Source organism: Flavobacterium sp., assembly GCF_031409475.1.
Taxonomy (GTDB): Bacteria; Bacteroidota; Bacteroidia; order Flavobacteriales; family Flavobacteriaceae; genus Flavobacterium.
Genome location: NZ_JANNXH010000012.1, coordinates 19,463 through 42,649 on the forward strand (window position 1 = coordinate 19,463; position 23,187 = coordinate 42,649).

Annotated in this window: 25 protein-coding genes; 3 read left to right on the plus strand and 22 right to left on the minus strand. The window is 34.8% G+C overall.

Annotation, left to right across the window (positions count from 1 at the left end):
- The first annotated feature begins 1 nt into the window (after position 1).
- Positions 2–1,027, plus strand: a complete 1,026-nt coding sequence (gene galE, locus RMO53_RS02365) for a UDP-glucose 4-epimerase GalE (protein ID WP_310377749.1) — start codon at positions 2–4, stop codon at positions 1,025–1,027.
- A gap of 75 nt (positions 1,028–1,102) precedes the next feature.
- Positions 1,103–2,791: a sodium/sugar symporter gene (locus tag RMO53_RS02370; protein WP_310377750.1), complete on the plus strand. Its 1,689-nt coding sequence runs from the start codon at positions 1,103–1,105 to the stop codon at positions 2,789–2,791.
- A 62-nt stretch (positions 2,792–2,853) separates the two neighbouring features.
- Here the strand turns inward: RMO53_RS02370 and RMO53_RS02375 are convergent, their stop codons facing one another.
- Both RMO53_RS02375 and RMO53_RS02380 read right to left on the minus strand, forming a co-directional pair.
- Positions 2,854–3,288: a translesion error-prone DNA polymerase V autoproteolytic subunit gene (locus tag RMO53_RS02375; protein ID WP_310377751.1), complete on the minus strand. Its 435-nt coding sequence runs from the start codon at positions 3,286–3,288 to the stop codon at positions 2,854–2,856.
- Positions 3,279–4,544 (minus strand): Y-family DNA polymerase, encoded by a 1,266-nt coding sequence (locus RMO53_RS02380; protein ID WP_310377752.1) that lies wholly within the window; start codon positions 4,542–4,544, stop codon positions 3,279–3,281. Before RMO53_RS02380 ends, RMO53_RS02375 begins: the two co-directional genes overlap by 10 nt.
- A gap of 363 nt (positions 4,545–4,907) precedes the next feature.
- On the opposite strand from RMO53_RS02380, the gene RMO53_RS02385 reads away from it, so the two are divergent.
- Positions 4,908–5,549, plus strand: a complete 642-nt coding sequence (locus RMO53_RS02385) for a hypothetical protein (RefSeq protein ID WP_310377753.1) — start codon at positions 4,908–4,910, stop codon at positions 5,547–5,549.
- 194 nt (positions 5,550–5,743) lie between these two features.
- Here RMO53_RS02385 and RMO53_RS02390 read toward each other — a convergent pair whose 3' ends face one another.
- From RMO53_RS02390 to RMO53_RS02485, 20 genes are all read right to left on the minus strand, one after another.
- On the minus strand, positions 5,744–6,079 hold the full coding sequence (locus RMO53_RS02390; protein ID WP_310377754.1) for a type II toxin-antitoxin system RelE/ParE family toxin: 336 nt from the start codon (positions 6,077–6,079) through the stop codon (positions 5,744–5,746).
- Entirely contained in the window at positions 6,055–6,219 is a 165-nt protein-coding gene (locus tag RMO53_RS02395) for a hypothetical protein (protein WP_165783980.1), read from the minus strand. The genes RMO53_RS02390 and RMO53_RS02395 overlap by 25 nt, the downstream gene beginning before the upstream one ends.
- Positions 6,220–6,430: 211 nt before the next feature.
- A complete protein-coding gene (locus tag RMO53_RS02400) occupies positions 6,431–7,312 on the minus strand; it encodes a hypothetical protein (RefSeq protein WP_310377755.1) in 882 nt (293 codons plus the stop codon).
- Positions 7,312–8,745, minus strand: a complete 1,434-nt coding sequence (locus RMO53_RS02405) for an MBOAT family O-acyltransferase (protein ID WP_310377756.1) — start codon at positions 8,743–8,745, stop codon at positions 7,312–7,314. Before RMO53_RS02405 ends, RMO53_RS02400 begins: the two co-directional genes overlap by 1 nt.
- 97 nt (positions 8,746–8,842) lie before the next feature.
- Positions 8,843–10,213 (minus strand): NADH-quinone oxidoreductase subunit N, encoded by a 1,371-nt coding sequence (locus RMO53_RS02410; protein ID WP_310377757.1) that lies wholly within the window; start codon positions 10,211–10,213, stop codon positions 8,843–8,845.
- A 12-nt stretch (positions 10,214–10,225) separates the two neighbouring features.
- A complete protein-coding gene (locus RMO53_RS02415) occupies positions 10,226–11,668 on the minus strand; it encodes an NADH-quinone oxidoreductase subunit M (protein ID WP_310377758.1) in 1,443 nt (480 codons plus the stop codon).
- Between the two features lie 10 nt (positions 11,669–11,678).
- Positions 11,679–13,562, minus strand: coding sequence for an NADH-quinone oxidoreductase subunit L (gene nuoL / locus RMO53_RS02420; RefSeq protein ID WP_310377759.1), 1,884 nt, complete (start codon positions 13,560–13,562; stop codon positions 11,679–11,681).
- Between the two features lie 6 nt (positions 13,563–13,568).
- On the minus strand, positions 13,569–13,889 hold the full coding sequence (gene nuoK, locus RMO53_RS02425) for an NADH-quinone oxidoreductase subunit NuoK (protein WP_310377760.1): 321 nt from the start codon (positions 13,887–13,889) through the stop codon (positions 13,569–13,571).
- Positions 13,889–14,404: an NADH-quinone oxidoreductase subunit J gene (locus tag RMO53_RS02430; RefSeq protein ID WP_310377761.1), complete on the minus strand. Its 516-nt coding sequence runs from the start codon at positions 14,402–14,404 to the stop codon at positions 13,889–13,891. The genes nuoK and RMO53_RS02430 overlap by 1 nt, the downstream gene beginning before the upstream one ends.
- Complete coding sequence (locus RMO53_RS02435) at positions 14,404–14,949, minus strand: NADH-quinone oxidoreductase subunit I (protein ID WP_310377762.1); 546 nt, start codon at positions 14,947–14,949, stop codon at positions 14,404–14,406. The genes RMO53_RS02430 and RMO53_RS02435 overlap by 1 nt, the downstream gene beginning before the upstream one ends.
- Before the next feature lie 106 nt (positions 14,950–15,055).
- Entirely contained in the window at positions 15,056–15,577 is a 522-nt protein-coding gene (locus RMO53_RS02440; protein ID WP_310377763.1) for an ORF6N domain-containing protein, read from the minus strand.
- 140 nt (positions 15,578–15,717) lie between these two features.
- Entirely contained in the window at positions 15,718–16,770 is a 1,053-nt protein-coding gene (gene nuoH, locus RMO53_RS02445; RefSeq protein ID WP_310377764.1) for an NADH-quinone oxidoreductase subunit NuoH, read from the minus strand.
- The gene (locus RMO53_RS02450) at positions 16,763–17,812 is read right to left on the minus strand and encodes a 2Fe-2S iron-sulfur cluster-binding protein (protein ID WP_310377765.1); all 1,050 of its coding nucleotides are present in this window, start codon (positions 17,810–17,812) and stop codon (positions 16,763–16,765) included. Before RMO53_RS02450 ends, nuoH begins: the two co-directional genes overlap by 8 nt.
- Before the next feature lie 59 nt (positions 17,813–17,871).
- Positions 17,872–19,239, minus strand: a complete 1,368-nt coding sequence (nuoF, locus tag RMO53_RS02455) for an NADH-quinone oxidoreductase subunit NuoF (RefSeq protein WP_310377766.1) — start codon at positions 19,237–19,239, stop codon at positions 17,872–17,874.
- 1 nt (position 19,240) lies between these two features.
- A complete protein-coding gene (locus RMO53_RS02460) occupies positions 19,241–19,771 on the minus strand; it encodes an NAD(P)H-dependent oxidoreductase subunit E (protein ID WP_310377767.1) in 531 nt (176 codons plus the stop codon).
- 109 nt (positions 19,772–19,880) lie between these two features.
- Positions 19,881–21,119 (minus strand): NADH-quinone oxidoreductase subunit D, encoded by a 1,239-nt coding sequence (locus RMO53_RS02465; protein WP_310377768.1) that lies wholly within the window; start codon positions 21,117–21,119, stop codon positions 19,881–19,883.
- Between the two features lie 6 nt (positions 21,120–21,125).
- Positions 21,126–21,644 carry an NADH-quinone oxidoreductase subunit C gene (locus RMO53_RS02470; protein ID WP_310377769.1) on the minus strand — a complete coding sequence of 173 codons (519 nt, stop codon included), beginning with the start codon at positions 21,642–21,644 and terminating at the stop codon, positions 21,126–21,128.
- A gap of 4 nt (positions 21,645–21,648) precedes the next feature.
- Complete coding sequence (locus RMO53_RS02475; RefSeq protein ID WP_310377770.1) at positions 21,649–22,197, minus strand: NADH-quinone oxidoreductase subunit B; 549 nt, start codon at positions 22,195–22,197, stop codon at positions 21,649–21,651.
- Positions 22,198–22,389: 192 nt separating this feature from the next.
- Positions 22,390–22,755, minus strand: a complete 366-nt coding sequence (locus RMO53_RS02480; RefSeq protein WP_310377771.1) for an NADH-quinone oxidoreductase subunit A — start codon at positions 22,753–22,755, stop codon at positions 22,390–22,392.
- Positions 22,756–22,985: 230 nt separating this feature from the next.
- Positions 22,986–23,180 (minus strand): cold-shock protein, encoded by a 195-nt coding sequence (locus RMO53_RS02485; RefSeq protein WP_077378011.1) that lies wholly within the window; start codon positions 23,178–23,180, stop codon positions 22,986–22,988.
- Positions 23,181–23,187 lie beyond the last annotated feature (7 nt).

Consider the following 23,187-nt stretch of genomic DNA (forward strand, 5'->3'; position numbering starts at 1 on the left):
AATGAGTAAAATTCTAGTAACAGGTGGTTTGGGTTTCATTGGATCACATACCGTTGTCGAATTGCAAAATCAAGGATTTGAAGTAGTAGTAATTGATAATTTATCTAATTCTTCTATCGAAGTATTGGATGGAATTGAACGAATTACAGGGGAAAAACCCCATTTTTCTGCAGTCGATTTAAGAGAAAAATCTGCTGTGCAGCGTTTCTTTGCAGAACACGATGATATTACAGGAGTGATTCATTTTGCGGCTTCCAAAGCAGTTGGCGAAAGCGTGAAAAATCCTTTGTTGTATTATGAAAACAACTTGGGAGCTTTAGTTTACATTTTGCAAGAATTAGAGAAAAAGAAAGAAGCCCATTTTATATTCAGTTCCTCTTGTACGGTTTACGGTCAAGCCGAAGTGATGCCTATTGCCGAAACAACTGCCATTCAACCCGCATTATCGCCTTATGGTAACACGAAACAAATAGGCGAAGAAATCATTGCCGATGTAGTCAAAGTGAGTGCCATCAATGCTATTTTATTGCGTTATTTCAATCCTATTGGCGCACATCCTTCTGCCGAAATTGGCGAATTGCCTATTGGAGTTCCTCAAAATTTGGTCCCTTTTATCACACAAGCAGGTATGGGATTACGTGCTGAATTATCGGTTTATGGAAATGATTATCCTACTGTTGATGGAACTTGTGTTCGCGATTATATTCACGTAGTCGATTTGGCGAAAGCCCACGTAATTGCTTTACAACGCTTATTAAACAAAAAAAATACAGCACAATTAGAGGTTTTTAATCTTGGAACTGGAACAGGAAGTTCAGTGCTAGAAGTGATTGATGCTTTTGAAAAAGTGAGCGGTCAAAAATTACCTTATAAAATTGTGGAACGTAGAGAAGGCGATGTGACTTCGGCCTACGCAAATACTGACAGGGCAAATACCGTTCTGGGTTGGAAAACTGTTTCGACTCTTGAACAAGCTATGGAAAGCGCCTGGAAATGGGAACAAAAAATCCGAAAGAAGAACTGTTAAAATAGGATCTTTCAAAAAATAAAGCAACTTTTTATTAGCGTATTAAATTATAATTAACCAATAATAAATAACCAAATGAAAACATTACAACTATACGATTACCTCGTTTTTTTAATCTATTTCCTCATTGTGGCAGGATATGGATATTCTGTATACAGACGTAAGAAAAGTGAAACGATGACCGCTTCGCATGATTACTTTTTAGCCGAAGGTTCATTGACCTGGTGGGCAATAGGAACATCATTAATCGCCTCGAACATTTCATCCGAACAATTTATCGCCATGTCTGGGAACGGTTTCAAAATGGGACTTGCTATTGCGACTTATGAATGGATGGCTGCTGCAACTCTTATTATTGTTGCGGTTTTCTTTATTCCGGTTTATTTAAAGAATAAAATTTATACAATGCCTCAATTTTTGAGCCAAAGATACAATGGGAATGTGGCCATGATAATGGCTGTTTTTTGGCTGTTGCTTTATGTAATTGTCAATTTGACTTCTATTCTTTATTTGGGCGCTTTGGCCATTAATGGAATTTCTGGCATTCAAGTAGATCTGTGCATGTACGGATTGGCATTTTTTGCCATAATAATTGCTCTAGGCGGAATGAAAGTAATTGGATATACAGATGTTATTCAGGTCGTATTTTTGATTTTAGGAGGTTTAGTAACCACCTATTTAGCCTTAGACAAAGTAGCACAATTAAATGGACAAAGCGGAATGGTTCAAGGATTCAACTATATGATGGATCAATCCGGAGACCATTTTCACATGATATTTAAAAAGGACAATGCAAATTTTCCCAGTTTACCGGGTTTGGCTGTATTGTTTGGAGGTATGTGGATTGTAAACTTGAATTATTGGGGTTGCAACCAGTACATTACTCAAAGAGCTTTGGGTGCGGATTTAAAAACCGCCCGAAGTGGAATTTTATTTGCCGCTTTCTTGAAATTGTTAATGCCAGTTATTGTTGTTTTGCCCGGTATTGCTGCTTATGTAATTCACATGAAAGGTGGACTACAAACTGAATTATTGGGAGCTGACGGTGTATTGAATCCAGATAGAGCTTATCCGGTATTATTGAATTTGCTGCCCGTGGGATTAAAAGGACTCTCTTTTGCGGCATTAACTGCAGCTGTTGTTGCATCTTTAGCAGGAAAAGTAAACAGTATTTCAACCATTTTTACTTTGGACATTTTCAAGAAAAAAATTAATGTAGATGCCAGCGAAAAGAGAATGGTGCAAGTTGGTAAAATAACGGTGGTTGTAGCGATGCTTGTTGCCGTATTTATTGCTCCCTTTTTAGGAATTGATAAAAAAGGCGGATTCGAGTTCATTCAAGAATATACTGGATTTGTAAGTCCTGGTATTTTTGCGATGTTTATTCTAGGATTTTTCTGGAAAAAAACCAGCTCAAATGCTGCAATGTTTGCTACCATTGGAGGTTTTTTATTATCAGTGTTTTTTAAATTCTTGCCAGGATTCGTGAATCTAGAGTTCCTGTACAGTTCAGGATTTGCTACTTTGGTAGAACAAAAAGATAAAACAATGGCTTATGAAATTCCATTTATAGATAGAATGGGTTTTGTGTTCGTAATATGTGTTTTGATAATGATTGTAATCAGTTTAATCGACAGCAAACGAGGAGTAGTTGTAAAAGGATTAGAAGTTGACACTAAAATGTTTAAAGTATCGAATGGTTTTGCCGTAGGCACGATGATAATAGGCGGAATTCTAGTGGCGCTATATTCAATATTTTGGTAAGAAATAGTTTTTTTTAATTATGTTTTTTTTTATTCACAGTGTGAAATTGATGCCATTCAATTTCACACTTTTTTTATTACATAAGTAACAACTCCCCAAATTACCAATTCGTTTTCATGATTGACTTTAATGGGTTGGTAATTTTTGTTTTCGGGCATTAAGTAAACACCATCTTTTTCTACCAAAATTCTTTTTATAGTAAACTCTCCATCTATGAAACAAACAGCAATTTTGTTGTTTTGTGGTTCAAGGCTTCGGTCAATTACTAAAACGTCACCATCGTCAATCCCCGCACCAGTCATTGAATTTCCAGAAGCTTTTGCATAAAAAGTGGCTTCTCTGTTTTTGACCAACACATTATCCAAACTAATTTTGCTTTCGTCAAAATCTGCGGCAGGCGATGGAAAACCAGCTTTAATCCCAGCAGCAATAAACGGAAGTTCATGGCTGCTTTCAAAATCAGGAAGGAAGAACGTTATTTTGTTTTTTAATGGCATTTTACTTCAAAAATTTCTTTAATATCAGTAGTGTATTTTTTGGACAAATGATTTTGTTTCATTTTCCAAGTGCGTTGCAAATCTTGATTTCCCAAACGTATTTTGCGCTCGCCTGTTTTTTTGTGAAAGGCATCGATAACTTGCATTAGTTTTTGATGTTTTGGATTTTCTTCTTCAAAAAGATGCAATTGTTTTTGATCCTGCGGAATAATTTGCGTGACAATAATTCCGGCTTTTTTATAAGTTTCCCCTTCTTCAAATAATTCCGCAAGCATTTTAACCGCTACGGAACTTAATGTAATATTCGAGTTACTAGCAAAGGGTAAGGTTTCTAGTTTATAAAAGTTATAGCGCTGTCGATCTACTTTGTATTTGTCTTTTCGAAGGTATAAAATTACGCCATGACAGCAAGAATTTTGCTTTCGTAATTTCTCGGCGCATACTGTAGCAAAAGTAGAAACACGTTCTTTCATTTCGTTAAAGGTGCTAATGTTACCGTCAAAACTTCGGGTAACGGCAATATTTTTTTTGCTTTTGGGTTCTTCCATTTCCAATACCGATTGTCCTTCTAATTCATATTTTAATCGCAGACCAACAACTCCCATTTCCTTTTTGATGAAACTTTCGTTGTGAGGTAAAGTAAAATCATAAGCGGTATGAATATTTTTTGCTTTCATTTTGGCGGTCAATCGAAAACCAATTCCCCAAACATCTTCAATTTTTGTCCATTTCAGTGCTTTGATGCGTTTTTCTTCGGTGTCTATAATGTAAATTCCGGCGGTTCTTTCTTGAAATTTCTTGGCAATTTTATTAGCAACTTTCGATAAGGCTTTGGTCTGGGCAAAGCCAATACAAACCGGAATGCCGACCCATTTTTGCACTCGGGTTTTCATTTGCAAACCATAGATGTGGTAGTTTTCAATTTTCATTCCACCAAAACTCAAAAATGCTTCGTCAATACTATAGACTTCCACATTTGGCGTAAAGCCTTCTAAAATTTTCATGACTCGATTACTCAAGTCTCCGTACAAAGCATAATTTGAAGAGAACACATGCACATTTTGTTGTTTCAATTGTTCCCGAAATTTAAATTCTGGAGCACCCATTGGAATACCTAAATCTTTTGCTTCATAACTTCTCGATATAACACAACCGTCGTTATTAGACAAAATAACAATGGGTTTTCCAATGAGTTGAGGTTGGAAAACACGTTCGCACGAAGCATAAAAATTGTTACAATCGACTAAAGCATACATGAGGTAAAATTACAGAATAAGCATGTATCCAAACCAAAGTTGAAAGTTAATTTTTGGGATTGTTGATAAATAGTTTTGAGTTTGAGTTCGATTTTTTTATTGGTCTTAATCTTAGGAAAAGAAATTATACTCCGTTTGGTTTTAGTTAAAGAATACCCAAATTTCAATTTATAAGGAAATAAATCTTTTTTATTAAACACCTGATTTCAAGATATTTAATAACTTATAATTAGTCTATTGTTTAAAAACACGAAACCATGAGCCAAGTTTTTGGCACGCTACTTGGATATACCTAGTCAAATAAGTAAATAAAGCGAAAGCCGAAAAGCTCAAGAGTAGGCAAAAACCCAAATAAGATAGATTATGAAAAAAATTACCCTTTTAGTAGCTAGTATCTTCCTTATTGGAAGTGGTGTAGCGAATGCAACAGAGAGAAATAGTAATAAATCTCCTGTTGATTTTAGAAATGCGGATCCAATTGTATTCTCAGAGAGAGGCGTTGAGTTTTACGTATTTGCTGACGGACAATTTGATTTTAATACAACGCCTTCAACTGGTGATATGTATTATAAACAAGGGAGAAGAACTAGTGCCGTGAATAAAACTTATGGAACTCCGGCTGTTATTCGAAATGGAAATTATGGTGTTAAAATTGAACACGATTATGCGGGTAGAGTGAGACGTATCGGAAACGTGTTTATTAATTATGATGCAAATGATAGAATTAAACGAGTGGGTTCTGTTTACATGACTTACAACCGTTTTGCTTTGACACAAGTAGGTGGTTTGCAAATTATTTATAACCGTCGTGGTCAAATTGTGGATATTTTTGGTTCTGTAAAAGGCGGTAGAAATTATCAATACTATCAACACTATAATAGCGGTTATGACAACGATGATGATAATGATCAAAACTCGGGTAATCAAGACGACATCTATTATAGAACTAATGGTTCAAAGGGCAAAAATGAGCAAGCTAAAGTAGCTGATAGAATAAATAATTAGATTTTTTGAATTGGTTGGTAGAAAATTCCCGTTGGTATTCGTATCAATGGGATTTTTGTTGTTTTGTTCTAAAAAATCTCTCAATCACAACCTGCGTAAACATTCGTGCTCCCGCATCATTCATATGTCCGCAGGAAGAAAAACAGCGGTCGCTTTTTATGCCGTTTTCAATATAAATGCAGTAAGATTGAAAATCAATCTACTTTGATACTTCTTGATTCCTTGATAGATTTTGGAGAACGACTGCCGTGAAAAGCTCTTAAAACTTCTATTCTGTGGGGTGTAATTCTGTAAATGATGAGGTAGGAACCAAAAATGATATTCCGGTATTTCTTGGTTTTGGTCTCCAGATGACGACATTCGGGATGGAGTAAATAGCGCGATTCGAGATTTTGGGTGTCCATTAATAGTTCATCGAAAAATGATAATGCAGCTTTTTCGCCGAAGGTTGCTTCTCCATATTCAAAAATATCTTGAATATCCTTATAGTAATAAACAGATTTGACTACTTTTTTCTTTGTAATCTCCATTTATCGAATCTAATTTTAAACTCATCTAATGTTAAAAATTCTCCTTCTTCCGCCTCTTTTATCAAAGAAGCCAGTTTCTTTTGAGACATTGGTTTGCCTGGAGTGGCAAGATTGTTAGAATTTTCGTTTTTAGTTTTCATAAATTGAAGCTTACTTATTTTCAAATGTATTAATATTTTTCAAATAAATTATTCTTTTAGGGAATATATTAGGATTGAGGGAATTAAGGGTTTTTTGATTGTGTTGGTGGGCACGGAAAGGATTTCCGTGCTAGCATTTTATATATCCGAGCGGTCGGGATTATGTTGTTGTTTCAATTCCAATCACTTTAAAATTTACAAAAACTGCTTTTTACTTCGTTCCAAAAAACTTCTCAATAACAACCTTCGTAAACATTCTCGCTCCCGCATCATTCATATGTCCGCAGGAAGAAAAATAGCGGTCGCCTTGCACCACGTTTTCTAGATTGTGAATTTCGGGATAAATTTTATTAGCTTTTTCAAAATAATCTAGTCCTTTTACATTGGTACACATCGGCGTCATAACGGTAATTAGATTGTACTTATTCTGTTTGCAAATTTGCTTAATCTCTTCGTAGTATTTGTTGCGAATGGGTTTCAAAGCTCTGATGTCATTTTTCATATTTCCTTGCTTTTTGCTAATCAAAGGATGATAACCTTGATGGTCTAAAATATTCGTAGGTTGCTTTATTGCGGAATGGTACATTTCCCTAAAACCAATAAGTGCATCAAAATCGATATAACGATAAAACGGAATATAATACAATTCATTAAAGTTCTCTTGATTCGAAAAATGATTCTTTATTGTTTCGGAATGATGAATGTAAGGCAAGAACTTTGCTGCAATAGCATCGGATTCTTTTTCGTTACAAAGACCCAAATCAGCTTCAAGAATTACTGTTTTTATTTTATAATTGCGTTCTGCCATTAATTTCAATAGTAATGAAGCCTCGAATAAATGTGCGCCACTCATTCCGAAATTAAAGGTTTTCAATCCTTTTTTTTCAAACAATTCAGGGACAAAATGATTGTTGGCTCTCGATGAACCCAAAATTATCACATCATAATTTCCAGCTTTGGAATTGAAGACCTTTTCCACTTTTCCACGATGGGAAGAATGCAAATAAACGGTCGTGTATGCCCAATCCAGCACTACTAAAAGTAATAGAAGAATGAGTAGAATTCTGGCAACTACTATTATAAATTTTTGCATTAGAATTGAAAATAAATAAATTCTTTATAATCGGCATACGTTCCCAAAGCGATAATTGCCAAGAGACACAACGTCATTTTTAACCCGTTGTATTTTCCTGAAATGGGTTCTATTTTGAATCGGCTATTCCATTCCACCATAATAAAAGCTAGAACTAGGAGCAGCAATTCATAATTGTAGCGTTGGTTTTGTAAGTATTGGGATGCGAAAGTCCCGTTGGTGAAAATATTCTCAATATAATCAAATGCGATATGAATGGATTTTGCCCTAAAAAATATCCAAGCCAAGCACGTTATTGCAAAAGTGGCGAGAATACTAAAAAAAACTTTTATGGAATTGAAATCCCAATGCAATTCTGCTGTTTCCAGATTATTTCGGTTGGTTCCTAATAGTAAAGACGGTAGGAAATACAAAGCATTTATAAATCCCCATGCCAGAAAAGGCCAATTGGCACCATGCCAAAAACCGCTTACTACAAATATGATGAAAACATTACGAACTTGTTTGAGTTTGCTTCCACGGCTTCCGCCAAGAGGAATGTACAAATAATCCCGAAACCAAGACGACAACGATATGTGCCACCTTCGCCAAAACTCGGCAATATCTCTGGAGAAATAGGGGTAATTGAAATTGCGCAATAAGTCCAATCCAAACAATTTAGACATTCCCAAAGCCATATCAGAATAACCTGAAAAATCGCCATAAATCTGGAACGCAAAATACACAGCTCCCAAAATCAAAGACAAGGTATTCATCGAGGTGTAATTGTCAAAAATAGCATTGGCATACGTGGCACAAGTATCGGCAATGACCACTTTTTTGACCAATCCCCAAATAATTTGATAGATTCCTTCTTTGGCTTTTTCGAAATCAAAGATCCGTTTTTGTTTTACTTGTGGCAATAAATGAGTGGCTCTTTCGATTGGTCCAGCGACCAAAAGCGGAAAATAACTCACAAATAAAGCGTAATCAACTATGTTTTTCTCGGACTGAATTCTTTTGTAATAAATGTCAATTACATAAGACAAGCCATGAAAAGTGTAGAAAGAAATCCCAACAGGAAGAATCACGTCTAACAAAATTGGACTGGAATGTATGCCAATAGAAATTAAAAGTTCTGAAAAAGAAGCAGCAAAAAAGTTGTAGTATTTAAAAATCCCTAAGAAACCAAGATTGAAGACAATGCTCAACCAAAACCAAAATTTCCGCTTTCGTTCTCCACTACTTTTTTCAATATGAATACCCGTAAAATAACATATAAGTGTTGAAAACAGCAATAAAAACAAAAAGCGCCAATCCCAACAGGAGTAAAAGTAATAACTCACCACAACCAGAAATGCGTTTTGCCCGGTTTTAGTTTTACTAAAAACGAACCAATAGAGTAAAAAAACTATGGGTAGAAAAACAGCAAAGGTTAGCGAATTAAAAAACATATTTTGGTTGTAAAAAAATTACCGCAGATTCGCAGATTTTGATAAATTTTAAAATCTGCGAATCTACGGTTAAATTATTTTGTAATCATACTGACTTTTACCCCAGTAAATCGAGCACTAACGAAGGAAACAAACCTAAAAGAATGTTTAATACAATTGCCACAACAGCGACGCCATAAATTAATATTGGTGTTCCAGTTCGGGTTTCGTTTGGCTCTTTCGTATACATGGCTAAAATCAATTTAAAATAGTAACCTACACTGATTATAGAGTTGATAACTGCAGCAATTACGACTACAAGAAAACCAGCTCGTATGGTTTGATCAAACAAAACTAATTTTGCAAAAAATCCTGAAAAAATTGGAATTCCAGCCATAGAAAGTAATGCTCCAGTAAGTATCGCAGCTAATAATGGGTTGGTTTTTCCTAATCCGTGAAAGTTTACAATATCCTCGTTTTCTCGATTTTTACAAGCGTATAAAATGACACTAAAAGCGGCAATTCCGGCAAGTGAATAAGCAGTTGAATAATACAACAAACTGCTAGCCGAAGATGATAAGCTCAACAATGCCATCAACATAAAACCCGCATGCGAAATTCCAGAAAAGGCCAACATACGTTTTACATTGGCTTGTTTGAGCGCCATAATATTCCCAACGGTCATTGAAGCAATCGAAATGATGACAATGAGCAATTGAAATTCAGGAGAAATATCGGCATTCATGCCATACAATAATTTGTATAAAGTTGCCATAGCAACTACTTTTGCCAATGTACTCATTGTTGCAGTGGTCAAAGCTGGTGCACCTTCATAAACATCTGGAGCCCAAAAATGGAAAGGTACAGCTGCAATTTTAAATAACATTCCAATAGTTACCATTGCAATTCCTATTGGAAACCAAATAGGCAATTCGGCAGATCGAGACCAATCGTAGATATCGGTAGTGTCAAAAGTTCCCATTGCGCCATAGATTAAGCAAATTCCAAATAAAATTATTGCCGATGCAAAAGAACCCATCAAAAAATATTTCATTCCAGCTTCGTTGCTTTTTATGTTTAATCTACTGCTTGCGGCAAGAATATAAAGCGAAATAGATAAGACTTCTATCCCAAGAAAAAACATGGCAAGATTTCCAAAAGAAACCATAACCACAGCTCCTGACAAAAGAAATATTTTTATGGCAATAAAATCGGACAATTTACTTTGATGTTTTTCATAAAAATTATGACTCAAAGCGATTAGGAAAATAGTAAGCACAATAAATAAACTCGTGAAGGCTGATGAAAATTTACTTACAACAATCATATTGTTATAGTAACTTCCTACAGTATTAAACTCGGAAATGTTAAGACCAAGAATTGCAATTAATCCAATCACGGTTATTGGAACTATAGCTTTTCTTAAATTGAAAATTTCAAATAAGAGGCATAAAACACCTAATCCTATTATTGCTATTAATGTATTCATTTTTTGATTTGACTAGTTAGTTCTATTTATTTGTGATAAAATGGTTTCAAGACTTGGCGTTATCAAATCTGTAATGGGTTTTGGATACATTCCAAAAAAGAATAATACGCCAATAATTAGCACAAAAACTATTATTTCTTGTGTGTTAATATCTGCAAAAATTTTAGTATTTGTCTCGCCTAGCATTGCATTTTGAAACATTTTCAACATATAATAAGCACCCAAAATTATGGTTGATCCGCCTAAAAGTGTAAACCAAATAGCTACTTGTGACAAACTATATAATACTGTGAATTCTCCAACAAAGTTAAAAGTTGATGGCAACGCCACGGATGCCAATACCAAAATCAGGAACATGGAGGTGAATTTTGGTGATTGAGATCGAATTCCTCCCATTTCTGAAATGATTCTAGTTTCATATCGTCTATAAATAATTTCAGCGGCAAAAAATAATCCAACAACTACAAAACCATGCGCAATCATTTGTAAAACAGCACCACGAAGTCCATCAAGTGTTAAAGTATAAGTTCCAGCTGCAATTAATCCTACGTGTGCCAGTGATGAATAAGCTAATAATTTCTTTAAATCTTTTTGGCGTAAAGCTACAATCGAACCATATAGTACTCCAGCGATTCCAGCCGAAATCAGAGTAAACATATAGTATTTTGCAGCCAATGGCGCAATGGGTAATTGCCAACGAATAATGCTGTACAATCCCATTTTTAGCATAATTCCCGAAAGGAGCATTGTACCAACTGTTGGTGCTTTTTGATACACTTTTGCTTGCCAAGTATGAAATGGTATAATTGGAATTTTGATGGCATAAGCCAAAAAGAAAGCTAAAAAGATCCACAACTGTTCACTTGATGACAAGTTTAATTTATACAAATCTTCAATTAATAAACTACCCGCTTTTTGATATAAATAGATAAAGGCAAGCAACATAAACAGTGAACCAGCCAAGGTATAAATAAAGAATTTTACGACTGCTTTTTTACGCTCTTCGGCATCGCCATTTCCCCATAGCAATGCGATAAAATAAATTGGTATTAATGATAATTCCCAAAAAACATAATATAATAATCCATCACTGGCGAGGAAAGTTCCCGACATTGCAAATGCCATAAATAAAATTAATGCATAAAAAGATTTCGAGTTTTTGTACTCGTTTCCAAAGGAAGAAAATATAATAATTGAGGTCAAAGCAGTAGTTAACAAAAGCATTGCTATTGAAAGTCCGTCCGCTTTGAGGGCAAAATAAATATTGGGTTTTGAAATCCATTTACCAATAAAGTCGATGTTTTCACCTGCATTAAAATGACTTAACAAAACTAGAGTACTTCCAAAAGCAGCTAAACTGAAGAACAACGCTATTTTTGAAGCGAGTTTATCACCGGCCAAAAACGTTGAAAATGCGCCAACTAATAGTATAATTAAAACAAGAGTTATATTCATAATAGGAAAATTATTGTGCTAAAAATAAATAAGATATAAATGCGCAAAGTCCAATAACAAAAGCGAAAAGATAAAAACCAATACTTCCGTTATGGAATTTTCTGCCTTGTGAACCGAGTTCATTAGTTATTTTTCCAAATCCAAAAATCACAGCAGACAAGCTCGTTTCGAGTGTATCTCTAAAGTAACTTGACAAGAAATTTAAGGGTTTTACAATAATGAAATTATAGGCTTCATCAACGTAGTATTTATTGTATAACACTTTAGAAAATCCAGTAATTTGGTTGTCCTCTAATGGTATTGCTGCTTGTTTGATGTATTTTCCATAAGCAATACCAATTCCTATAAACGCACCAATTAATGCGATTCCCATTAGGATATATTCCGTTTTACCCAACACATGTTCTTCGTGAGCAGTTGCGGCAAAAATAGGAGCCAAATACTCATTCAGTATACTATGACCAGGCAAACTAATAGCACCACCAACGATGGATAAAATTGCTAAAATTATTAAAGGAAGCGTGATTAAAGTAGGACTTTCGTGCAAATGATTTTTTTGGTGTTCCGTTCCTCTAAATTGGTTGAAGAAAGTTAAATACATCAACCTAAACATATAGAAAGCCGTCAAAATCGAAGCGATTGAACCAACAACCCAAAAGCCTATATTTCCGTGAAAAGCTGAAATTAATATTTCATCTTTAGACCAAAACCCTGCAAAAGGAAAAATTCCTGCAATTGCCAATGAAGCGATCATCATGGTCCAAAAGGTAATAGGCATGACACTTTTTAATCCACCCATTTTGCGCATGTCTTGTTCGCCATGCAAAGCGTGAATTACAGAACCTGAACCCAAGAACAAACAGGCTTTGAAAAAAGCATGTGTAATTACGTGGAAAACGGCCACTTGATAAGCGCCTAATCCCAAAGCCAAAAACATTAAGCCCAATTGCGAAACCGTAGAATAAGCAAGAACTTTCTTGATGTCATTTTGAACCAATCCAATAGTTGAGGCAACAAGAGCAGTAACTGCTCCTATTATTGCAATTATATTTTGAACGCTTGGAACAATATCAAATATGAAATTTAATCTCGTAATCATAAAAATTCCTGCTGTAACCATAGTTGCAGCATGAATTAATGCCGATACTGGAGTTGGTCCAGCCATAGCATCAGGCAACCAAGTGTATAAAGGAATTTGCGCTGACTTTCCACAAGCACCAATAAACAGGGCTAAAGCAGCAATTGCAATCCATAAATCATTAATATCTGTTGCGGTTGTAATACTCGTTTTAAGTGTTGTAAAATCTAGAGTTGCGAACAATATTCCAATAATAAAAATCCCAATCAACAGTCCTAAATCACCTATTCTATTCATGATAAATGCTTTCTTGGCAGCATCATTATACTCTTGGTTTTTATGCCAAAAACCAATTAACAAATAGGAGCAAAGCCCAACACCTTCCCAACCAATGAACATTACAAGTAAGTTGTTACCCATAACTAGTGTAATCATAAAGAAAACAAACAAATTCAGATAGGCAAAAAACACGTGCATCTTTTCATCATCATGCATATAACTTATTGAATACAAATGAATCAAAGAACCAATTCCGGTTACAAAAAGCAACCATAAAATAGATAATTGATCTAATAATAATCCAAAACTCACTTTGAAATTACTGATTTGCATCCATTCGAATAAATCAATATTTATAGGATGTTTGGTTTGATTTATTTGCAAGAAAAAGTAAAGTGTAACTGCAAAAGAAATCACTACAGTTGCGGTTCCAACAATTCCTGAAAGTGATTTTCCCAATCGTTTTCCAAAGAAAACATTAAGTAAAAACCCTAAAAAAGGCGCTAATAATAAGACTAAAGCTAAATTGGTATCCATTGAAAATTATCCTTTTAAGTTTTTTAAATTAGCTACATCAATCGAACCCGAATTTCTAAATATCGAAACTAAAATTGCCAATCCTACAGCAACTTCAGCAGCAGCAACTGCCATAGAAAAAAACACAAAAACTTGCCCTTGCGCATCCTGATGGTAAGTGGAAAAAGCCACAAACAATAAGTTTACTGCATTTAGCATAATTTCTATCGACATAAAAACAATGATCGCATTACGTCTGTACAACACTCCAAAAATTCCAATACAAAATAGTAATATGGAAAGGAAGATGTAATTTTCAATACCTATTTGGTTTAATATATTGTTCATTATTTTTCTACTTTTTCTTTTTTAGACAATAAAACAGCGCCAATCATAGCAATTAAAAGTAATATGGATGCGTACTCAAAAGGCACCATATATTCGTTCAATAAAACTTTTCCAAGTACTTTGATCGATTGAAAATCTTCGCCAGTTACACTATAAGAGTTATCAGGAATAGGTTTTGAATTTTTAAAAATCAATAACAACACCACACAAAGCAAAAAGAAAGATACAATAGCACCCAACCTAGTAAATCTTGGTTTGTGTACTTCGTTTTCTTTGTTCAAATTCATCAGCATTATCGTAAACAAAAATAAAATCATAATGGCTCCAGAATATACAATGATATGAACCACCGCCAGAAACTGGGCGTTCAATAATAAATAATGACCTGCAATCGAGAAGAAACAAATCACTAAATAAATAGCACTGTGAATCGGGTTTCTGCTATATATAGTTAAGAAAGCCGTTGCAATAGTCACTATAGACAAAACACAGAATAATAAAAGTACTGTTGACATTAGTTTGCGTTTTTAAGTTGAGCATTTTTCATTGCAATATCAAGAGGCATCACGAGTTTGTCTTTCCCAAAAATAAAATCTTCTCTTTCGTAACTCGACGGAACTAATACTTTAGATGTTGTCAAATAAATTGCATCTTTTGGGCAAGCTTCTTCACACAATCCACAAAAAATACAACGCAACATATTGATTTCATAAATCGAAGCATATTTTTCTTCTCGGTACAAATGTTTTTCATCAGCCTTGCGTTCTGTTGCTGTCATAGTAATCGCTTCGGCAGGACAAGAAAGCGCACACAAGCCACACGCAGTACAGTTTTCCCGACCTTGTTCATCGCGTTTTAGCATGTGTTGCCCTCGATAAACGGGACTCATTTCGCGAACTTGCTCTGGATATTGTATCGTTACTTTTCGGCGAAACAAATGTTTTATGGTTATCCACAAACCTTTTGCAATGGCAATGAGATACATTTTCTCCAAAAAAGACATTTCCTTATTGGAAACCATCTTTTTTCTACCCGATAATGATATAGTTTCTATAGACATTTTTTATTTTTTATTTGAAGCTATTCCTGCTATCCGTTTCAATCCACGCAAAAGGCGTGGGATTTCCTCTTCTATCAGGGCTAGGCATTCCTGTACTAATTATATTTTATTTTTTAAAACCAATTTTAATTCTTTCCACTTTATTTTCTTGCTTTTCCATCATTTCATCAAGATAACTAAAGAGTAATTCTACATTCTTATCATTATTGTCTAATCTTCTTTTTATTTCTTGAATATCAATTTTTGAACTCAAATTATTCGTAAGAAATTCTCTCATACTTACAAAAATTTCAATAATTTTAATGCTCATTTGAGTTGCTTTCTCACTTTTTACAACATTCGATAATTGTAAAATTCCATGTTCTGTAAAAACATACGGCAATGAACCACCTAATGCTTGTTTTGAAGGTATTGCATTTTGCGATACCATAATTTCTGTTTCAATTTCGTTCAATCTAAACATAAAATGTTCAGGAAATTTACCAGGATTTCTAGCTATTTGCTCTCTTAATCTTCTAGGTGAAACCTCAAACATTTTTGCTAAATCTCTGTCTAACATTACTTTAATATTCCTAATCAAATAAATTTTGTCTTGAATAATTTCATTCGGAATGATAATGCTGCTCATCTCTAATTTTATTTACAAGGTGTCGCATTTTGCGACACCTTTAGTTTTTGTTTGCATAATTTAATTTAAAACAATGATTTAAAGCAATTTAAATTTCTTTGCACTTGTTTAAACTTAATTAAAACTATCAAAATCACAACCTAAAACCCTAAATAAACTGCAATCTCACTTCTTAAAAGCACAATTCCAGTAATCACAATATTTACAATCGATAGGGGAATTAATATTCTCCAACCCAAATGCATTAATTGATCGTATCTAAATCTTGGAATCGTCCAACGAACCCACATATAGAAAAATATAAAACTACATATTTTTATAAACAAAACTACAATCCCTAAAACATTGGCAATATTGACACCCCAATTTTCAACAGCCCAACTCATTCCAGGATAATTATATCCACCAAAAAACAATACCGCTAATATGGTCGATGAAATAAACATATTTGCATATTCCGCAAACAAATAAAAACCCATTTTCATGGACGAATATTCCGTATGATAACCGCCAATTAGTTCACTTTCGCATTCTGCTAGATCAAAAGGTGTTCTGTTGGTTTCGGCAAAAGCACATATTAAAAATATTAAAAACGATACAGGTTGGTAAAATACATTCCATCCAAAACCCGATTGTTGTGCCGAAATTTCTCTCAAGCTCAAAGTTCCCGTCATCATCAATAACGCAATCATCGATAATCCCATCGCAACTTCATACGAAACCATTTGCGATGCTGCACGAACGGCACCCATTAAGGAGAATTTATTATTCGAAGCCCAACCACCAATCATGATGCCATAAACTCCAACAGAAACAACTCCAAAAATGTATAATAATGCGATATTAATATCAGCAGCTTGAAGCAAAATATCTCTTCCAAATAAATGGAAATGATCACCCCAAGGAATAACTGCACTAGTCATCAAGGCAGTACTCATTGCAATTGCTGGTCCAACAAAAAATAAAAATCTATTGGGAGTATTTGGTTCAAATTCTTCTTTAGAAAATAATTTTAATCCATCAGCAAGTGGTTGCAAAAGTCCCCATGTCCCAGCTCTATTTGGACCTATTCGATCTTGAAGCCAAGCGGCAACTTTGCGTTCTGCCCATGTAGAATACATCGCCATAAGCATGGTAATAGCAAAAACGATTACTATTATAACACTTTTTTCTATGATAATAGTACTATTCATTATTGCCTAAACTTTCTTGATTAATAATATCTTCTTCGGTTAATGGAGCAGAAACCATACTGATTTTTTTACGATCTTCTTCTCTACCTTCCAAAATGAATTTTTCGGTAGCGATTTCTACTTTGTGCAATTTTCTATTGTACTTATTTTGGTTGATAACTGAATCTTTCTCGAATGCTCTTGGTCCTTCAATAGTCCAATCGGTTATTTCTTTTTTATCAAAACGGCAGGTATTACAAATAAACTCGTCTACTTCGTGGTATTGGTCTTTTCTTCCAGTTACTCTTTGAATTTCATCACCAAACATCCAAACCGTTGTTTTTCCGCAACAGGTATCACAATCTCTATGCGCATTGTAGGGTTTGCTAAACCAAACTCTCGATTTGAATCGAAATGTTTTATCGGTCAAAGCTCCAACTGGACATACATCAATCATATTTCCAGAAAATTCATTGTCAATCGCTTTTGAGATACAAGTCGAAATATTAGAATGATCACCTCGGTCCATGACGCCATGTACTCTATCGTCTGTCAATTGATCTGCAACCATAACGCAACGGTAGCAAAGTATACAACGATTCATGTGTAGTTGAATATTTGGACCTACATCTTCTGGTTCAAAAGTTCTTTTTTCTTCAATAAAACGAGTTTCAGATTTTCCGTGCTCAAAACTTAAATTCTGCAAATCACATTCGCCTGCTTGATCACATACCGGACAATCTAACGGGTGATTTATCAATAAAAATTCAGTTACTGATTTTCGTGCTTCTTGAACTCTAGGTGATGCTTTACTTGCAATTTCCATTCCTTCTTGACAGCCTGTAACACAAGACGCCATTAGTTTTGGCATTGGTCTTGGGTCAGCATCACTACCTTTGGTAATATCAACTAAACAACAACGGCATTTTCCGCCGCTTCCCTTTAGTTTAGAATAATAGCACATGGCTGGTGGAACTACTTCTCCACCAATCATTCTGGCTGCCTGCAGGATTGTTGTTCCAGGTTCTACTTCGATACTTTGTCCGTCTATGGTTACTTTCATTTTCTGCCAATATTTAACTCCTCCGGAGTTTTTAATTTTGAAATCTCAAATCTTCAATCTTAAATCAATTCTTTTGAAACCAAATGCTTCACTTTTTCAAAAGGTTCAGCAACAAAATGGTCTCTATTTTTTATTTTTTCTGGAAAACGAATGTGGTATTCAAACTCGTCTCTAAAGTGACGAATAGCCGCTGCAACTGGCCAAGCTGCTGCATCTCCAAGCGGGCAAATAGTGTTTCCTTCAATTTTGCTTTGGATACTCAAAAGCAAATCAATGTCTTCTTCACGACCGTGCCCGTTTTCTATTCTATGCAATACTTTTTCCATCCAACCAGTTCCTTCACGACAGGGCGAACATTGTCCGCAACTTTCGTGGTGGTAAAAACGAGAGAAATTCCAAGTATTTCTGACAATACATGATGTGTCATTATAAACAATAAATCCGCCTGAACCCAACATAGAACCTGTTGCAAAACCTCCATCTGACAAACTTTCGTAAGACATTAAACGATCTTCGCCTGCAGTAGTTTTGTAAATTAAATGCGCTGGTAAAACGGGAACAGAACTTCCTCCGGGCACGAATGCTTTAAGAGGTCTGTCCGAACTCATTCCGCCCAGATATTCCTCGGAATTCATGAATTCGTATACTGATAATCCCAATTCAATTTCGTAAACACCAGGATTTTTGATATGACCTGAAGCCGAAATTAATTTGGTTCCAGTTGAACGACCAATTCCTATTTTTGCATATTCTGCACCAGAATTATTTACAATCCATGGCACAGCAGCAATAGTTTCTACATTATTTACAACCGTTGGATTTGCCCAAAGTCCAGATATTGCTGGAAACGGAGGTTTGATTCGTGGGTTTCCACGTTTTCCTTCTAATGATTCGATTAATGCAGTTTCCTCGCCACAAATATATGCTCCAGCACCACAGTGTACATAAAGTTCTAAATCATATCCCGAACCTAATATATTTTTGCCCAAGAAACCAGCCGCTTTTGCCTCTGCTATGGCGCGTTCTAATATTTTGTAAACCCACATATATTCGCCACGAATGTAGATATACGATAGATTTGCACCTAATGCATAGCTGGAAGTTATCATTCCTTCGATCAATAAATGAGGAATAAACTCCATCAAATAACGATCTTTGAAAGTTCCTGGTTCAGATTCATCGGCATTACAAACGAGATGTCTCGGTTTTCCTGATTTTTTGTCAATAAAACTCCATTTCATTCCTGCTGGAAATCCTGCACCACCACGACCACGAAGTCCTGAAGTTTTTACTTCTTCGACTACTTCGTCTGGGGTTAAGGTTTTTAATGCTTTTTCTACTGATGCGTAACCGCCTTCTTTTCGGTAGACTTCATAGGTTTTAATACCTGGAACGTTTATTTTGTCTAATAATATTTTTTGTGACATATTATTTATCGTGTAATATTATTGTATCATTTTTGCAATCTGCAATTAATTGGTCGATTTTTTCTTCGTTCAAATGTTCTTTGTAAAAATCGCCCAACTGCATCATTGGAGCATATCCACAAGCGCCCAGACATTCTACTCCTCGAACTTCAAATAGACCATCAGGAGTTGGTTCTCCAATTTTTACACCTAATTTTTCACAAGTGTAATCCATTAGATTCTCAACTCCATTTAAGCAACACGGTGAGGTTTGACAAAACTCGAACATGTATTTTCCAATTGGACGTTGATTGTACATGGTATAAAACGAAACAACTTCGTAAACCTCTATAGGTTTTATTAAAAGTATTTCGGCTACTTTGTCCATCAATCCGATACTCAACCAGTTCTCATGTGCATCTTGAACTTCATGTAAAACAGGCAACAAAGCTGATTTTTTTTTGTCCTCAGGATAATGACTGATTAATTCATTGATTCGATCCATCAATGTTTTGGTCATGTTTATTTCTTGATTGTAATGTGTTTTTTCCATTTTTATTTCTTTTAACCACAACGTACGCTAAGAAGGCACAAAGTTCACAAAGATTTATTTTCTAGGAATCAAAATTTTTAATTTTTAATTCTCAATTTTTAATTGATTTTTAAGCGTCTAATTCTCCCGCTATTACATTTAAACTTGATAAAATTACAATGGCATCAGATAGTAATGCGCCTTTTATCATTTCCGGATACGCCTGATAGTATATAAAACAAGGTCTACGAAAATGCAATCGATACGGTGTTCTGCTTCCGTCTGTAATTAAGTAAAAACCTAATTCACCATTACCACCTTCTACTGGGTGATAAATTTCGGCTACTGGAATTGGAACTTCTCCCATTACGATTTTGAAATGGTAAATCAAAGATTCCATATTATTATACACATCTTCTTTTGGAGGAAGATAATAATCCGGTACATCCGCATGAAATTCATTTCCTGCTGGCATTTTGGCTAATGCTTGACGAATGATACTTAAGCTTTCCCATACTTCGGCATTACGAACACAAAAACGATCGTAAGTGTCTCCAGATTTTCCTACGGGAACTATAAAATCAAAATCTTCGTATGAAGAATACGGTTGCGCTACTCGAACATCATAATCAACTCCTGCTGCACGTAAATTTGGACCTGTAAATCCATAAGCCATGGCTTGCTCGGCTGTAATTGCTCCAACGTTTACGGTACGATCAATAAAAATTCTATTTCTTTCGAATAAGTTTTCAAATTCTTTCCATGCAACTGGGAATTCTTCTAAAAACACATCTAATTTTCTGAAAGCCTCTGGAGACCAATCTCTTTCGAAACCACCAATTCTCCCCATATTTGTAGTCAAACGAGCACCACAAATTTCTTCGTAGATTTCGTAAACTTTTTCTCTAAATTGAAAAACATAAAGAAAACCAGTATAAGCACCCGTGTCAACTCCAAGTATTGAATTACAAATTAAATGGTCTGTAATTCGAGCCAATTCCATGATGATAACTCTTAAATATTGTGCCCGTTTTGGTACTTCAACATCTAATAATTTTTCTAATGTCATCCACCATCCCATATTGTTTATGGGTGAAGAGCAATAGTTCATTCGGTCTGTAAGCGGTGTGATTTGATAAAACGGACGATTTTCTGCAATTTTTTCAAAAGCTCTGTGGATGTAACCAATGGTTGGCTCAGCTTCGAGAATTCGTTCGCCATCCATCAATAAAATATTTTGAAAAATACCGTGAGTAGCGGGATGAGTTGGTCCTAAATTCAAAATCGAAAGCTCACTTCCGTCTTCGTTAAGTTGCTCCTTAATTATTTTAGCATAGCGATGCTCTGGTGGTAATAATAGTTCTGACATCTTTAATTATACATTAATTGACGTTCTTCCAAAGAAACGATCGTCTTTGTCTGTTCTTCCTGAATCCTCCATTGGAAATTCCTTTCTCATAGGATGCGAAATCATTTCATCCATATTCAAAATGCGTTTCAATTGTGGATGACCTACGAAATTAATTCCATAAAAATCCCAAGTTTCTCTTTCCATCCAATTGGAGCTTAAGAAAATATTGGATATTGTTTTTATTTCTGGAGTCCCATTCAGATAGGTTTTGATTTTGATGCGTTTGTTTTCGTACCAGTTGTGTAAATGATATACTACTGCAAACTGATGATTTTCGTCGTTATCTGGATAATGAACGCCGCATAAATCGGTTAAAAAATGAAAACGTAATGTGGGGTCATTTTTTAAAAATAAAATTACAGCAGTATTTTTATCAGAACTTATTTCAAACGAAAAAATGTCTTTTTCTTGTTGAAAACCGAAAACACTTTCTCCAAATGTTTCTGTAAGTTTTTCTTGAATGTCTGTATTTTCTATAGCCATTTCGTTATTTGATATTATAAGACGCTAATAATTCTTGGTATTCTGGAGAACTTCTCCTTCTAACGGATTCGGTTCTAACTAATTCTTGTAATTTCATTACACCATCAACAATTTGTTCTGGTCTTGGCGGACAACCCGGTACATAAACATCTACAGGAATCACTTTGTCTATTCCTTGAAGCACTGAATAGGTGTCAAAAATTCCTCCAGACGAAGCACATGCGCCAACAGCAATTACCCATCGTGGTTCTGCCATTTGCTCGTATACTTGACGTAAAATAGGACCCATTTTTTTAGAAATTGTACCCATAACCATTAACATATCGGCTTGGCGTGGAGAAAAACTTACTCTTTCTGAACCAAAACGTGCTAAGTCGTAGTGCGAAGCCATGGTTGCCATAAATTCTATACCACAACATGAAGTAGCAAAAGGCAAGGGCCAAAGTGAATTAGCACGAGCCATACCCACAACATCATTGAGTTTTGTAGCGAAGAAACCTTCTCCTACAATTCCTTCTGGTGGTTCAACCATTTTTATATTTGAATTGCTCATTTTAATTTTAGATTTGCTGCGCCAGTTCGCTGACGCTCGGGTTAGATTTCTGATTTTAGATTATGAAAATCTTGAAAACCGAAATCAGTATTTTAAAAATCAATTTTTAATATTTTTTTTAAAACCTCTAAATTTTAAGTTTTAAATCTTTCTGTGTGTTGAAAAATCTAAAATCTAAAATTTACGATTTTATTATTCCCATTCCAATGCTTTCTTTTTGATGATGTAGAAAAAACCTACCAAAAGCAGGAACATAAAAACAATCATTTTAATCATACCTTCCATTCCTAATTCCTTGAAATTAATTGCCCAAGGATATAGAAAAATAACCTCTACATCAAACAATACAAAAAGGATAGCAACTAGAAAATATTTTACCGAAAAAGGGATACGCGCATTTCCAACAGACTCTATTCCGCATTCAAAGTTTTTATCCTTAATTTCTGATTTTCTTTTTGGACCTAATTTCCCAGAAGCTATGATTGTTCCCACAACAAAACCCACAGCAATAATGAACTGAATTAATATGGGAATATAATCGGATTGAGTTGATTGCATGATGAATAATTTATTTTTCGAAAATATGACACAAAGATAGGTTTCAAGGATTTAAAACACAAGTTTAAAACAAAATTTAGTTTCGATTAAAAAGGGAATAAAGGTTAATTTTTATTGATTATAAATAAGGGTTTTGATTTTTGGTTTTAACCAAAAAAAAACGTCTCGAAATTAATCGAAACGTTTTAAACATTCGTCTGCAACAAAAATAATGTTAACTATTTTTATGCTTAAAGAACTGCTACTTTCGCAGCAACTTTTCCTTTTCTTCCTTCTTCTTCTTCATAGCTAACTCTGTCACCTTCACGAAGTTCTTCCGCGTTGATTCCTGATGCATGAACAAAAATGTCTTTTCCTGTTTCTTCGTCTGTAATGAATCCGTAACCTTTAGATTCATTGAAAAATTTAACTGTACCTGTACGCATTGTAATA

Bases quoted from the DNA above. Each gene is read 5' to 3' on its own strand.
- nuoL (WP_310377759.1), bottom strand. From the start codon at position 13,562: ATGGATACCAATTTAGCTTTAGTCTTATTATTAGCGCCTTTTTTAGGG.
- galE (WP_310377749.1), top strand. From the start codon at position 2: ATGAGTAAAATTCTAGTAACAGGTGGTTTGGGTTTCATTGGATCACAT.
- RMO53_RS02450 (WP_310377765.1), bottom strand. From the start codon at position 17,812: ATGAAAGTAACCATAGACGGACAAAGTATCGAAGTAGAACCTGGAACA.
- RMO53_RS02395 (WP_165783980.1), bottom strand. From the start codon at position 6,219: ATGAAAACTAAAAACGAAAATTCTAACAATCTTGCCACTCCAGGCAAA.
- RMO53_RS02430 (WP_310377761.1), bottom strand. From the start codon at position 14,404: ATGTCAACAGTACTTTTATTATTCTGTGTTTTGTCTATAGTGACTATT.
- RMO53_RS02375 (WP_310377751.1), bottom strand. From the start codon at position 3,288: ATGCCATTAAAAAACAAAATAACGTTCTTCCTTCCTGATTTTGAAAGC.
- nuoF (WP_310377766.1), bottom strand. From the start codon at position 19,239: ATGTCACAAAAAATATTATTAGACAAAATAAACGTTCCAGGTATTAAA.
- RMO53_RS02435 (WP_310377762.1), bottom strand. From the start codon at position 14,949: ATGTCTATAGAAACTATATCATTATCGGGTAGAAAAAAGATGGTTTCC.
- RMO53_RS02460 (WP_310377767.1), bottom strand. From the start codon at position 19,771: ATGGAAAAAACACATTACAATCAAGAAATAAACATGACCAAAACATTG.
- RMO53_RS02470 (WP_310377769.1), bottom strand. From the start codon at position 21,644: ATGGCTATAGAAAATACAGACATTCAAGAAAAACTTACAGAAACATTT.
- RMO53_RS02410 (WP_310377757.1), bottom strand. From the start codon at position 10,213: ATGAATACATTAATAGCAATAATAGGATTAGGTGTTTTATGCCTCTTA.
- nuoH (WP_310377764.1), bottom strand. From the start codon at position 16,770: ATGAATAGTACTATTATCATAGAAAAAAGTGTTATAATAGTAATCGTT.
- RMO53_RS02400 (WP_310377755.1), bottom strand. From the start codon at position 7,312: ATGCAAAAATTTATAATAGTAGTTGCCAGAATTCTACTCATTCTTCTA.
- nuoK (WP_310377760.1), bottom strand. From the start codon at position 13,889: ATGAACAATATATTAAACCAAATAGGTATTGAAAATTACATCTTCCTT.
- RMO53_RS02380 (WP_310377752.1), bottom strand. From the start codon at position 4,544: ATGTATGCTTTAGTCGATTGTAACAATTTTTATGCTTCGTGCGAACGT.
- RMO53_RS02390 (WP_310377754.1), bottom strand. From the start codon at position 6,079: ATGGAGATTACAAAGAAAAAAGTAGTCAAATCTGTTTATTACTATAAG.
- RMO53_RS02405 (WP_310377756.1), bottom strand. From the start codon at position 8,745: ATGTTTTTTAATTCGCTAACCTTTGCTGTTTTTCTACCCATAGTTTTT.
- RMO53_RS02485 (WP_077378011.1), bottom strand. From the start codon at position 23,180: ATGCGTACAGGTACAGTTAAATTTTTCAATGAATCTAAAGGTTACGGA.
- RMO53_RS02475 (WP_310377770.1), bottom strand. From the start codon at position 22,197: ATGAGCAATTCAAATATAAAAATGGTTGAACCACCAGAAGGAATTGTA.
- RMO53_RS02465 (WP_310377768.1), bottom strand. From the start codon at position 21,119: ATGTCAGAACTATTATTACCACCAGAGCATCGCTATGCTAAAATAATT.
- RMO53_RS02370 (WP_310377750.1), top strand. From the start codon at position 1,103: ATGAAAACATTACAACTATACGATTACCTCGTTTTTTTAATCTATTTC.
- RMO53_RS02480 (WP_310377771.1), bottom strand. From the start codon at position 22,755: ATGCAATCAACTCAATCCGATTATATTCCCATATTAATTCAGTTCATT.
- RMO53_RS02440 (WP_310377763.1), bottom strand. From the start codon at position 15,577: ATGAGCAGCATTATCATTCCGAATGAAATTATTCAAGACAAAATTTAT.
- RMO53_RS02415 (WP_310377758.1), bottom strand. From the start codon at position 11,668: ATGAATATAACTCTTGTTTTAATTATACTATTAGTTGGCGCATTTTCA.
- RMO53_RS02385 (WP_310377753.1), top strand. From the start codon at position 4,908: ATGAAAAAAATTACCCTTTTAGTAGCTAGTATCTTCCTTATTGGAAGT.